We start from the raw sequence: 12331 nt of genomic DNA, 5'->3' as shown, positions 1-12331 counted from the left end.
CCTTTTTCTTATTCTGCAGTAATGTACTTATCTACGATCTTCTGCAGTTCACCGGATTCCTTTAATTCCTTAATGGCTCCGTTCATTTTCTCTACTAATTCTGTATTGCCTTTTTTCACAGCAATGGCATATTCTTCTTCGGTAAACGCTTCATCTAATACCTGTAATCCTGCATTTTCTTTAACAAATACTTTAGCAGGTTCACGGTCAATGATTACTGCATCTACTTTGCCCTGAGTAAGGGCCATAACTCCGTCCATTCCCTTAGGGAAACGCTGAATGTCTGCATCCTTGATATCATCTGCGTAAATATCACCGGTCGTACCTGTCTGTACGCCAATTTTCTTTCCTTCCAGGTCATCCGGAGATTTAATATCACTGCCTTCTTTTACAATGATTACCTGAGCTGCCTCAGCGTAAGTATCTGTAAAATCCACATTCTTTTTACGTTCCTCATTCACAGTCATTCCAGCAGCCGTAAAATCTGCCTTGCCGGACTGTATTGCAGGAATCAGAGAATCAAATGCCATATCCTCAATTTCCAGTTCCATGCCTAATTTATCAGCGATGGCTCTTGCAATGTCTGCATCAATACCCACGATTTCATTGCCCTCACGGAATTCATATGGGGGAAATTCTGCATTGGTTACCATAACCAGCTTTCCGCCTGCTGCTTCACTTTCCGATGTCTTTGTTTCTGCTGCAGAGCTATCTGCTGCTGCTGTTGATTCTGTCTTTGGTGCTGATCCACATGCGGTCAAAACGGCAGCCATACATACTGCTGCGGCAATCGTAATTACGTTCTTTTTCATAATGATTCCTCCTTATATGCACAAAGTTGCATAATTATAAAATCAAGTATCAGTTATACATTATATAGCATTTTGGGAATTAATCAAGTACTTCGTCGGAAGAAAACGCTTAATTTTGCACAGTTTTTCATTTACCTTGCATGTTTTAGGGCAATCCTATATAATATAGCATAAATCAGAAACAACCCAGAAATGAAGGTAATAATGATGAAGGAAATTCTTGAGAAAACCGCATGGCCCATGATTCCGCCGGCTCCTTATTCCCTGTTTCATATCCTGTTTGTTGCCATTGGACTGATAACCGTAGTTTTACTGGCTTATTATACAAACAGGAGAATAAATAACCAGAAGCTCCCGCGTTTGCTGTTTTTCTGCGGGGTGGTGCTTGCCGCAACGGAATTATGGAAGCAGCTGTTTCTATATTATGTTGTTAATGAACAGACCTATAACTGGTGGTATTTTCCATTTCAGTTATGCAGCCTTCCCATGTATTTCTGCCTGATTCTTCCCTTTGTACCAGGCAAAAAGCATAAAACCATACTGTGTACCTTTATGCAGGACTTTAATCTTTTGGGCGGTATCATGGCGCTGGCAGAGCCTTCCGGGCTGTTCCAGTCCTACTGGTTTTTAACACTCCATGGGTTGATCTGGCACCTGCTGCTGGTTTACATCGGGCTGGTCATCGCCTTTTCCCGTTATTCGGACGTTTCTCTTATGGGGTTTTGGCGGACGCTCCCTGTATTTATGGTTTGCTGCATCATTGCTTCTATAATAAACCGGACAGCCAAGCCTTTGGGTCAGGCGGATATGTTCTATATTTCCCCTTATTATCCTTCTGCGCAGGTCGTTTTTCATGACATTTCATTACTCTTTGGCATACCGGCAGGCAATGCGGTCTACTTACTTGCCACCTGCCTGGGAGGCTTTCTGTTTCACCTCATCTTCAACCGGGTCCACATTCGGTCTGTCCCGACGGTATTGTGATCCGGTATTATCATTTGTATCAGATAGGAGGAATCTTCATATGAAAAGTACAACATCAAAAAGAGTGGAAGCGGCTCTGAAAAAACACCAACAAGGCTACAACTGTGCACAGGCGGTCTCCTGTGTATTCTGTGATGAAACCGGCCTTGATGAAGAAACCATGTTCCGCATTACCGAAGGAATGGGCCTTGGAATGGGCGGTATGGAGGGAACCTGCGGGGCCATCGGAGCCGCCGCCATACTCTCCGGCTTAAAAAACAGCTCGGCACATCTGCAAAAACCGGATTCCAAGAAAATCTCCTACCAGATGTCCAAACAATGCTTACAGGATTTTAAAGAGCAAAACGGCAGTGTGATCTGCAAGGATTTAAAAGGAACCGAAACGGGGACCGTGCTCCGCTCCTGCAACGACTGCATCGCCGATGCAGTAAGAATCATCGAATCAAGGCTTTATGGAGATGAACTAACTCAATAAATAGGTACAGCAAGCAAAAAATCCTCTCATAAGCCTGTTTCCACCTCCGGTAATCCTTTAAAAAAACCGGTTTGGTTAGGGAAACATTCTTATGGAGGATTTAAAAATTCCACAATTTATGGAATGATCTGTTTTCTTGCCTCTTTTACATCCTGCAGAAACTTTTTCCATTCCTCTTCATGAGCGACAAAATACCGGGGGCAATCCTTACCGGTGGCATCGTAGTGCCTGATTACATCTTTTTCCGTCAGCTTTAAATTCCGGCACAGCCAGGCGGTGAAATTTACCAGAGAATCATAGGTGTTCTCATTGAACTTCCCGGTTTCGTCCGGATGGCAGCATTCTATGGAAATGGTATCCACATTTTTTTCCCTTGAAGTTGCATAGGCCATCTCATAGAGAGGAATTCCCTGAATAATCTCTCCCTCAAGCCCGATGATAAAATGGCTGCTTGCCGATATCTTCTTCTCTCCCGTCTGATCCTTTAAGCTGTCAAAATAAGCCATGTTCTGTCTGGCAGTGGTTCCCGGATTTGCTACATAATGAATCACGATTTGATGGATCTGCTTTAATTCTGTTCCCGGTCTTGAATATGGATTGGGGGTTATAAATTCCTGACTGACCCATTCCGGCATGTCAACGGTCCTTAAATCCACATAATTATTGCGAAATACCACGCTAAGTCCAATCAGCAATGCGGTCAGTACCATGGTCAGAACCAGGACCTTCCCCCCTATGTATTGAAATTGTTTCCGCTTTTGTTTTTTCTTCTGCTTCCTGCGGCGCTCTCTGGCACGGCGGCGCCTTTCCAGTTCATCGCGGCCTTCCTTCGTTTGATTTTTCATATTTGAAACTCCTGATTTGCTTTTTTTAAGTTTAAGTCTATTTACAGGAGAAAGTCAACCAAAAAACCGGATAATTGCTGCATTCAGACTTTAGCTTCCATTTTCACTGTTTCACACACATCCTGCAAAACGTCATGAAGCTTTTTCTGAACGGTTTCGTCGCAGAGAATCACGATCTTATCCCCCGCTGCCAAAATTGTGTCTCCTCTTGGAACAAATTCTGCTTCCCCCCGTATGAGCGACACCAGAAGGCAGGTTCCGGGCCAGCAAATTTCAGAAACTCTCCGTCCTTCCGCTTCGCTTCCGTGAAAAATCATACCTTCCACCAAAACCTTCTGTCCCGACCGGATATTTCTTCTCTCCGGATCTAATTTTGAAAGAAGGCGATGAAGAAGCTGGTCATACACCGGAGCACAGTGAACCATGTCAGGAATCACATATGCAACCAGCGATACCATAGAAAGCGTCAGCAAATGTGAGAAGCTGCCTGTCATCTCACTGATCAGAATAATCCCTGTAATGGGAGCACGGACAATGGCGGAAAAATAACCGGCCATGCCAAGTATGATAAAATTATCCAAAAGTCCATGGAGGGAACCGGTGGTTTGATTTATAATCTGGAAATAAATATTTCCTATCACGGCCCCCAGGACCAGCAGCGGCAAAAATATTCCCCCTGGTACCCCGGAGCTGAAGCTTACCATGGAAAAACTGAACTTCAAAACAAAAAGCAGGCATAAGGTACCTGCCAGCATATGTTGAGAGGTCAGACTTTCCACCAACGGATGACCGCCTCCAAGCACATATGGATAGGTAAAGCCAAAGACACCAGCCAACAAAAAAGGAATTATAATGCGTCCCGCCGGATAGGGGATCTTCTGAAACATATCCTGGGTTTTTGAAAGACAGGTGTTGTAAATGATGCCCATTCCTCCAAGGATTACACCAAACAAGATCACATGACCGTAAGAATTTAAAGGCATCATTTGGGTGATCTGAAAGTTGAAAACAGGGGTTAATCCAAATACATTCCTGGATACAAAATCCGCAGTAATGGAGGAAGCCATGGTTGACAAAAGTATCTCCGGGGAAAAATGTTTATGAATTTCTTCCAGGGAAAACAAAACTCCGGCAATAGGTGCATTAAAGGCGGCAGACAGACCTGCACTGGCTCCGCAGGTGATGAGAAGCTTTTCTTCTGTTCTTGCCCTTTTGGTCAGCCGGGAAAAGCCCTTGGCTGCCATCGCCCCAAGCTGAATGCTGGGACCTTCCCTTCCAAGAGACAAACCGGACCCAATTGCCAAAAGTCCTCCACTCAGCTTTGCAATCATTATTTTCCACCAACAGGGATCTAGTTCTCCGATCATTTCACCTTCTACCTGGGGGATTCCGCTTCCTGATATCAAGGATTCCCATTTTAAAAGTACAGCCACAAGCATTGCGGCCGCTGCCAAAAAGGCAAACCATACGGGAATCACCCAACTATGATTTTTTCCATACGCCAACACCGACTGCAGTATTTGGTCCGCATAAGTCAATAAATACCGAAAGAAAACGACGACTGCGCCAGAAACAGCTCCCGTGACAATTCCTTCCAGTATCAATGCGTAACGAAAACTGCGGAAACGATTTATGGTGTTTTTGATCGAATGTTCTTCCGTCTGCATTTCTAATCCTCCTACTTTTTACTCATTGCTTTTTTTGCATTGTCTGCAAACAACTTAAAATTATATTCCTAATTTTTACAGTTTGCAAGAAAAAGCCCCAAAACGCACAAAAAATCAGCCCTGTTTTTATAAATAGAACAAGGCTGACCTGTTTTCAAATCATCAATTGCCTGCTATGCAGCGTGCCCCACCAACTCCTCAGGGCAAGCATCTTTATTATGACAGACGATCTCCACCTGCCTTCCGATCCCAATGAGCATGACCCCCATAAGGGATTTCCCATCAATGACCAGCTGATTATAGATGACATCTATTTCAAAATTACATTTCTCCGCTCTTCCCACAAATGCGACCAACTCTTCAACCGTAGAAAATGTGTACTTCATATTCTGCATTTTTGCACCTCTTCTCATGAACATGGTATGTTTTAAAATAATGAAACAACAAGAAATGGATCATCTATATATATTATGTATCATTTTATATTCATCCCTATTATTTCCATAGTATCGAAGCTTATTCGGGGAAAAAGCAAAAATTTCATAAAAACCACTACCCAAAACTGTCATTATCGTGTATAATCGTATCGTTCGCTCTTTTTATAAAATGGATATTGGCATTTTGTAATGAGGGAATAAGAAATCATTGGAAGCGTATCGAAGTGGTCATAACGAGCCGCACTCGAAATGCGGTTGTCCGCAAGGGCACGTGGGTTCGAATCCCACCGCTTCCGTTTACAATACTCCCACGTAAATCAAAGATTTACGTGTTTTTTTATGCCCGTTTGTAGTAACTGGAAGTATTTCCTTCAAATCATCCAATGACGATGTGCTCACTGAGTAAAACGAAACCTGGCTTATGGCAAGTTCCCAAAGAAACAAACCATAATTGCTGAACCAATCAATAGTATAGAGAGAACATATTTATAAGTCTTTTTTATGTTTTGCAGCCATATCAAACAAATTAAACTCGATACAATTATAGCGTAGATAGCTAACATTTGATAACGGCTTATTTCCCACTTATAGTAATAGAAGAATAAATTGTATTGGATAACTTATCATATATTAAGTAACTTTTTTCGCCTGTTTCTTTGTTTAGAATCGTGACCTTCTGCTGCAAATGCAGGTACTCCAAGAGAAAATACCATCACAAGAGACAGTGCACAACTTCCAACCCTTTTTATAAACTTAGTTTTTCAATAAATATTCCTCCTTTTAAATTTAAAAAATAAATTATGAATCTGTTCAATCAGTAAATTAAGAAATCACCTTTTCTTTATATTACAATTAATTGTAATGTCATTGTATTACTTATTGTAATGATTGTCAATTACTATATATGTATAATATTATATACTTAATCAGCCATTGACAACATAGCTGAACGGTATTATTATACTAATAAAAGTATATTGTAATTATTCCAAGAAAGGCAGATGAAAATGTCAAATAAAAAAATCAACTTAAAAGTAACAAATAGAGAAAAAGATATCCTTGAAGTGCTATGGAACAGTAATACTCCTTTATTAGCTTCTGATATCATCAAAATAAATCCGAACTTGAGTATCAGCTCGGTTCAACTGGGCTTAAGAAATCTTTTAGCAAAGAACGTCATTGAGGTGGCGGATATCATACACAGCGGTACCGTTTTGTCCCGGAGTTATCGCCCTTTAATCAGCCGGGAAGATTTTATTAGTTACGAAGTTATAAACAACTTTAAAAGTCTGGACCGGTCCATTACTACAAAAAATATTGTAACAACCCTTCTTAAACATGAAAAAAATGAAGCAGATACAATCAAAGAACTGGAAAAGCTGCTTGAGGAGAGAAAAAAGCAGCTTAGTCAGGAAGATCAAAAAGAAGAGGAGGAATAAAATGTTCTTTTCACCCTCTTCCCTGCTATCAGTTGTGTTTTTATGCAGCTTACTCATTATTTTTATTTGGTTTTATCTTCGTGACGTAGGCAGAATGGTTCAGGTAGGGATAAAAAGTATTTTTATTGTTATTGGTTTTATCGCCATGCGGCTAGTACTCCCCTTTGAATTTCCTTTTTCTGATTCCTTTGCCAGCAGATATTTTATGCCAAACATCCTAGGTGTTTTACAGACTCCTGTTATGACTGCATTTAACAAAACCTTTACAATATTTCATATCGGCTTCATTGTATGGGTAGTTGGAATCGCAATTACCACTGCTTCCACAATAATAACCCGCATGCGCTTTGGACAGGTAGTGAAACAACAGCCTATAATCCACAATGCAAAGATAAATAATCTATTACATACATTAGCAAAAAAACATAAAAAACCTGTGGCTTTCCAAGTAATTTATTCCGACTTATTTTCCACACCTATGCTTTACGGCTATCGTTGTCCTAAAATCATCGTTCCTTCCATGGATTTAACCTATGAGGAATGGTACTTTATACTAAAACATGAGATATCCCACTATTATAATGGAGATTTACAGATCAAACTATTTGTTCAGCTATTAAGAATCATCTACTGGTGGAATCCGTTTGTGTATCTTCTTAATGCTGAGATCGACAAAATGCTTGAATTCAGAGCTGATTCAAAAGTCACGAAATCATTGAATGAATATGAAAAGGCGAAATATTTAGATTGCTTGCTAAAAGTCGCTAAGAGTCTTTCGACTGAAAGACGCAATTATTATTCCGTGGCTTTTGAAAGCGGAAAAACCTCCGTACTCTCTCAAAGGTTCCACTTAATACTAGGAACTTATGAGCGTTTAAACTACAAACGTTTATCCGCAATTTTGATCATCCCATTGCTGCTATTATTGTATTTCTCTTTTATTGCTGTTTTTGAACCGTATGCAATATCTCCTGACCATGCCGCAAATACTGTTGAATTAACAAAAGATTCCAGTTATTTAGTATTAAATTCTGACGGCGGGTATGATGTATATATAAACAATCGTTTTTTTGCAGCTGTTCAGGAGATTAAAGATTCCTATTCCAATTTAAATGTTTATCATAATTTAGAGGAGGCAAAAAAATATGAGGAAAAGAAATAAGAAATTACTATTATGCGTATCCACATTACTCGCTCTCACTTTTTCAACAGAGGCGTATGCTCAAACGAAACCGGCAGATATTCCATACACTCCACCTACCACGGCACAGAGTGCTACCAGTTCCGAATCAGATGAATATATCGCATATCCATTTAGGGATATCCTGGGATGGCGTTATAAAGCCGTTGATGGAAAAATGTATCGCAGACAGTATAATTATTCAAAGCAAAAATGGGTAGGGGAATGGGAATTATGTTAGATTAAAATCATGCTTTATCATACCCGTTCAATTTCTCGTTTCTAAGGATACAAAAAAACGCTGCAGGCGATCTGGCTTTGCAGCGTTTTTCTTTCATTTTTTTAATAATATCCCATCTTATGAAGCTTGTAATTTTCCAATATGATATCTTTGGGTTTTGCTTTTAGAAGCATCAGTATTTCCATCGCAAATTCCAATGCTGCCGAACCATTGGCTGTAATTATATTACAATCGCAGACTGCCTGTTTTTCAATATAGTTTTTCTCATAGAACGTCCTCCTTTTTAAACATTGTTTTCCTTAGTCAGCCTGCCCCACAGAGGGAAACCTCCGGATCAAAATGATCGTTTTTAGCTCCTATACCAATCAGAATTGACTTTATCAATTTGCAGAAAAGGGGACGCTTCGTAGAGTTGAAAAAAGCAGTCCGGCGGCTTTAGCAGTCCTCCAATAAGGATGTTTACGAAAATCATAGTTGTTTAGCACACAGCCGAACGATTACGATGAATTGTAAATAATCTTTATTGGAGGATTTGCTTTATGGCAAAGTTTGAATTTGAATACACAGAGATTGATGGGTTATTGTATCCCAACATAGAAATTGACGGAAAATCGGAGCTTGACAACTTGGGGAAATATGGACGGCTTCGCCTGAATTACCTTCATGAACAAAAGCCGGAAATGTACAGAGAACTACTTCTAACCGGCAAGTTGGCAGAGCATTGTATTACCATTGACAAAACTGCTTTCGAGATGGCGGAGTTCATTCGTGCGGAGTATCTGAAAGAACACCCCCTGCCAGAGGAAGATACGATGGAACGTATTCGCTTATTTGAGATGGCACAGGGGATTGCAGACGAGTGTGTCCTATACGATTTAATATACAGGTAGAATAATCCACATATCAAGCGGGGGATAGAAGCCGATATTCGGTTACTATCCCCCGCTTTTTCATGCATTGTTGTTGACAAAAAGAATTGATAGGAGTATGCTTACATTACCATCGGTAATTACCGTTGGTAATGTAAGCTGGAGGTGCAATGTGAAAAAAAATATAACAAAAGAGCAAATTGTTGAAACAGCTCTTGAACTTATGCGGAATAAGAGTGATCTGCGGGGTCTTAATCTTCGAGAAATAGCTCGCACATTAGGATGCGCTCATACAAATTTATACAATTATTTCCCCTCGTATAATGATTTGTTATGGGAAACACACGCTACCATACAGGAGATATTTATGAAAATGCTCACAAAAAAGCTGGACATAGCAAATACCGCAGAAATGCGCCTTGCCTATTTTTTTGAAGCCTTTGTTGAAATGTATCTGGATAACAAAGGCTGGTTTCGGCTGGCATGGCATGAATATATTGATGGCGACCGTCCGCAGGGAGATATTGAAGCTACAGAAGCGACAAACAAAATGTTGAATCAACATATAGCCGAAATATGGAAAGAACTTTATGGGCAATATCCAAATGCAGATACGACCAAACGGGTGCTTCATAACACTCACTGCTACGTTGTGGGTGAAATATCAAATTATCTTTTAGGTAGAGGTTTAATTCAAAATGAAGCCGAGTTAAAGGCTTATATTACCCGTGAGGCTGTCCGTATGTTTCGATTATGTCTTATGAGTAATGATTAGGTGCAATCATTTAAAAACAAATATGCTGTATAGGGTGAATCCCGCTAACCAATGTGAGCATCGGGCAATAGTAACGATGGTCATGATGCCTACCGTTAGATTTCACCATTCGAAATGAGGTGTTTACTTGGAAAACTATGAACAGGAATTAAATGCAGAACTTGCTCATTACAATGAGATTCTTGAAGTTATTCACTTGCAATTGGAGGATGCTAAAAAAGACAACTCCAAAAGCATAGAAGATTTAAGAGAAACTAATCGGGATATGTGGGAGAATGCCTCCCATTCCGCAGATGATTTTGACGGAGCGGCACAGTTAAGCCAATTTTATCAACCGCTTGCCAGCAATACTTTTGCAATAGAATCCAGTGCTAAAAAGATCCAGTTGCTGGAACGATTATTGCAGTCAGCCTATTTCGCCCGAATTGATTTTTGTTCGGCAGCTAAAGAACAATACGAAAAAGTCTATATTGGCAGAGGAACATTATTTAATGATCAGGAGAAAGGAATTATTATCTACGATTGGCGTTCTCCTATCGCCAGCCTATTTTACCGTTTTGAAACTGGAAATGCACATTATGATGCACCGGGTGGCCGCATTGCCGGAGATATTGGGTTGAAACGGCAATATGAGATAAAAAAAGGAGTCTTCGAGTACTTTTTTGATGCCGATGTTCAGATTGCCGATGAGTTTTTACGCAAAATGCTGTCCGGAAATACCTCCAGCAAAATGAAAACCATTGTAGAAACCATTCAAAAAGATCAGGATATCGCTATTCGAGATGTAACCCACGACCTGCTTATGGTTCAGGGAATTGCCGGAAGCGGCAAAACCTCTATTGCTTTGCATCGTGTGGCCTACCTCAAATATCAGGGGCTTTCAAGTCGACTGAAATCATCTGATATTATTATTCTATCGCCTAATACGCTATTTGAACAATATATTTCCAATGTTCTGCCAGAACTGGGCGAAGATGAAGTGAAATCTGTTGTGTTTGATGATTTGGTAACGGATAGTTTGCCAGACAAACCAGCATTTCAGTCTCGTTACAACCAAACTGAAATGCTGATCTCCTGCACATCATCTACTACCAAAGCTCTGAAAAAGCAATCAATGGAATTCAAAATGTCCAAAGCATTTAGCAGAATACTAAACAGTTATGCAGACAGCCTTCCAACATCTCATATCGTCTTTCCCGATATTGAGTATGATGGAAAAACCGTTTTTACAGGACAGTATTTAAAAGATCGTGTGCTTCAAATGAATGGCAGTATTAGCTTAGCGGTAAAGCTGAGCCATCTGCGCCAGCATATTTTTAACGAAATACATGAGATGCGTAAAGATCGGATGCCTAAACTATTGCGGCAAGCAAGGGAAGATTCTGAGCATCCTTTTGATTGGGAAGAACATGCAAGAGAACTGTCTATCGAAGAAAGCACTCTTCTCGCTCAAAAAGTTGATGAATTTATAAAATTGGATCCGGTTTCACTTTACAAAAAATTGATAGACACAGATGATTTATTGCTTTCTCTTTCGGCAGAAACTGAGTTGCCAAATAACATTGGGGAAATACTGTCCTACTCAAGAAAACAACTCGCAGATTCTACTCTTCAAAACGAGGATGCTTTGGCTGTAACCTATTTGCAGCTATTGATTGGTACAAATGATACCTACAGAAACATCCGGCAGGTTGTAGTGGATGAAGCCCAAGACTACTACGATCTTCATTTTGAGATATTAAAGCAATTGTTTCCAAATGCACGATATACCATATTGGGTGATATCAATCAAACGATTGAAAAGCAGGAAAATATGAGCCTGTATGAGAGAATTACTGATATCTTGCAGCCTAACAGCTCTTGCTTAATGGTCATGAATAAAAGCTTTCGATGCACCAAAGAAATACTTTCATTCAGTATGCAGTTTTTGGACGATGGCACGCTCTTTGAAAGTTTTAATCGAGGTGGCGACATACCACAGGTTATCAAAGCGGATAGCATAGATCTGCTCGATGGAAAAATAATCGAAGAAGCTGTTTATAGTAAAAACCAAGGCTACCAATCCATCGGAATTATATGTAAGGATGCACAGGAATCTGAATCCCTTTATAGTCGATTAAAAGATAGATTGAGTCTTCATTTAGTTCACTCAGGTGAAAACCTGAATACAGCAGGAGTATTTATTATCCCTATCACTATGTCAAAAGGATTAGAGTTTGATTCTGTGCTAATTTACGGTGTAAATAAAGAGAGCTATCATTCCACTGATGATAAAAAGCTGCTGTACATTGCCAGTACCCGAGCTTTGCATCGCCTTAATCTATTTTATACTGGTGAGAAAAGTGCATTTATTGGGGGAGGTATGGGGATATGACGTTGGATATTATTATTTCTTTGCTGTGTGAGGTCATAAGTGCTTCTGAAAATGACTTAAGTGGCAGAACGCCACTAACACCGGAATATGATATTGAGTCAATAGATATTGCAAAACTGATGATTGAAATTGAAAAGCGTTTTGAGGTGACAATCCATGATGAAGATGTCCATACATTCCAGACAGTGAATGATGTGGTCAAATATGTGGATGCACTGATTGCAGAATAGGAG

At 40.0% G+C, this 12331-nt stretch carries 13 protein-coding genes and 1 tRNA gene; 10 read left to right on the top strand and 4 right to left on the bottom strand.

Going from position 1 to position 12331, the window contains the following annotated elements; translation table 11 throughout:
- Nucleotides 1-8 precede the first annotated feature (8 nt).
- Nucleotides 9-812: a basic amino acid ABC transporter substrate-binding protein gene (locus VIG27_RS04220; RefSeq protein ID WP_394525503.1), complete on the bottom strand. Its 804-nt coding sequence runs from the start codon at nt 810-812 to the stop codon at nt 9-11.
- Between the two features lie 207 nt (nt 813-1019).
- Here VIG27_RS04220 and VIG27_RS04215 point away from each other — a divergent pair, with 207 nt between their 5' ends.
- Nucleotides 1020-1796: a hypothetical protein gene (locus tag VIG27_RS04215; RefSeq protein WP_394527396.1), complete on the top strand. Its 777-nt coding sequence runs from the start codon at nt 1020-1022 to the stop codon at nt 1794-1796.
- A gap of 40 nt (nt 1797-1836) precedes the next feature.
- Nucleotides 1837-2271 (top strand): C-GCAxxG-C-C family protein, encoded by a 435-nt coding sequence (locus VIG27_RS04210; RefSeq protein WP_394525501.1) that lies wholly within the window; start codon nt 1837-1839, stop codon nt 2269-2271.
- A 116-nt stretch (nt 2272-2387) separates the two neighbouring features.
- On the opposite strand, the gene VIG27_RS04205 is transcribed toward VIG27_RS04210, so the two are convergent.
- From VIG27_RS04205 to VIG27_RS04195, 3 genes are all read right to left on the bottom strand, one after another.
- A complete protein-coding gene (locus VIG27_RS04205; RefSeq protein ID WP_394525499.1) occupies nt 2388-3116 on the bottom strand; it encodes an N-acetylmuramoyl-L-alanine amidase family protein in 729 nt (242 codons plus the stop codon).
- Nucleotides 3117-3199: 83 nt separating this feature from the next.
- Nucleotides 3200-4783, bottom strand: a complete 1584-nt coding sequence (locus VIG27_RS04200) for a ClC family H(+)/Cl(-) exchange transporter (protein ID WP_394525497.1) — start codon at nt 4781-4783, stop codon at nt 3200-3202.
- A gap of 173 nt (nt 4784-4956) precedes the next feature.
- Nucleotides 4957-5178: an HPr family phosphocarrier protein gene (locus VIG27_RS04195; protein ID WP_394525495.1), complete on the bottom strand. Its 222-nt coding sequence runs from the start codon at nt 5176-5178 to the stop codon at nt 4957-4959.
- Nucleotides 5179-5430: 252 nt separating this feature from the next.
- On the opposite strand from VIG27_RS04195, the gene VIG27_RS04190 reads away from it, so the two are divergent.
- From VIG27_RS04190 to VIG27_RS04155, 8 genes are all read left to right on the top strand, one after another.
- A tRNA-Ser gene (locus VIG27_RS04190) sits at nt 5431-5516 on the top strand.
- A 711-nt stretch (nt 5517-6227) separates the two neighbouring features.
- A complete protein-coding gene (locus VIG27_RS04185) occupies nt 6228-6659 on the top strand; it encodes a BlaI/MecI/CopY family transcriptional regulator (RefSeq protein ID WP_394525493.1) in 432 nt (143 codons plus the stop codon).
- 1 nt (nt 6660) lies between these two features.
- Nucleotides 6661-7821, top strand: coding sequence for a M56 family metallopeptidase (locus tag VIG27_RS04180; protein ID WP_394525489.1), 1161 nt, complete (start codon nt 6661-6663; stop codon nt 7819-7821).
- Nucleotides 7805-8080 (top strand): hypothetical protein, encoded by a 276-nt coding sequence (locus VIG27_RS04175; RefSeq protein ID WP_394525487.1) that lies wholly within the window; start codon nt 7805-7807, stop codon nt 8078-8080. Before VIG27_RS04180 ends, VIG27_RS04175 begins: the two co-directional genes overlap by 17 nt.
- A gap of 539 nt (nt 8081-8619) precedes the next feature.
- Nucleotides 8620-8970, top strand: a complete 351-nt coding sequence (locus VIG27_RS04170) for a TnpV protein (RefSeq protein WP_394525485.1) — start codon at nt 8620-8622, stop codon at nt 8968-8970.
- 151 nt (nt 8971-9121) lie between these two features.
- Nucleotides 9122-9724 (top strand): TetR/AcrR family transcriptional regulator, encoded by a 603-nt coding sequence (locus VIG27_RS04165; RefSeq protein WP_394525482.1) that lies wholly within the window; start codon nt 9122-9124, stop codon nt 9722-9724.
- A 127-nt stretch (nt 9725-9851) separates the two neighbouring features.
- Complete coding sequence (locus VIG27_RS04160) at nt 9852-12098, top strand: HelD family protein (protein ID WP_394525479.1); 2247 nt, start codon at nt 9852-9854, stop codon at nt 12096-12098.
- Nucleotides 12095-12328, top strand: coding sequence for an acyl carrier protein (locus VIG27_RS04155; protein WP_394525475.1), 234 nt, complete (start codon nt 12095-12097; stop codon nt 12326-12328). Before VIG27_RS04160 ends, VIG27_RS04155 begins: the two co-directional genes overlap by 4 nt.
- Nucleotides 12329-12331 lie beyond the last annotated feature (3 nt).

The sequence above is a fragment of the Lacrimispora sinapis genome (assembly GCF_043633585.1).
In the GTDB taxonomy this organism is placed as follows: domain Bacteria; phylum Bacillota; class Clostridia; order Lachnospirales; family Lachnospiraceae; genus Lacrimispora; species Lacrimispora sinapis.
This window is presented reverse-complemented; position numbering and strand designations above follow the sequence as displayed.

Bases quoted from the DNA above. Each gene is read 5' to 3' on its own strand.
- VIG27_RS04220 (WP_394525503.1), bottom strand. From the start codon at position 812: ATGAAAAAGAACGTAATTACGATTGCCGCAGCAGTATGTATGGCTGCC.
- VIG27_RS04215 (WP_394527396.1), top strand. From the start codon at position 1,020: ATGAAGGAAATTCTTGAGAAAACCGCATGGCCCATGATTCCGCCGGCT.
- VIG27_RS04210 (WP_394525501.1), top strand. From the start codon at position 1,837: ATGAAAAGTACAACATCAAAAAGAGTGGAAGCGGCTCTGAAAAAACAC.
- VIG27_RS04205 (WP_394525499.1), bottom strand. From the start codon at position 3,116: ATGAAAAATCAAACGAAGGAAGGCCGCGATGAACTGGAAAGGCGCCGC.
- VIG27_RS04200 (WP_394525497.1), bottom strand. From the start codon at position 4,783: ATGCAGACGGAAGAACATTCGATCAAAAACACCATAAATCGTTTCCGC.
- VIG27_RS04195 (WP_394525495.1), bottom strand. From the start codon at position 5,178: ATGCAGAATATGAAGTACACATTTTCTACGGTTGAAGAGTTGGTCGCA.
- VIG27_RS04185 (WP_394525493.1), top strand. From the start codon at position 6,228: ATGTCAAATAAAAAAATCAACTTAAAAGTAACAAATAGAGAAAAAGAT.
- VIG27_RS04180 (WP_394525489.1), top strand. From the start codon at position 6,661: ATGTTCTTTTCACCCTCTTCCCTGCTATCAGTTGTGTTTTTATGCAGC.
- VIG27_RS04175 (WP_394525487.1), top strand. From the start codon at position 7,805: ATGAGGAAAAGAAATAAGAAATTACTATTATGCGTATCCACATTACTC.
- VIG27_RS04170 (WP_394525485.1), top strand. From the start codon at position 8,620: ATGGCAAAGTTTGAATTTGAATACACAGAGATTGATGGGTTATTGTAT.
- VIG27_RS04155 (WP_394525475.1), top strand. From the start codon at position 12,095: ATGACGTTGGATATTATTATTTCTTTGCTGTGTGAGGTCATAAGTGCT.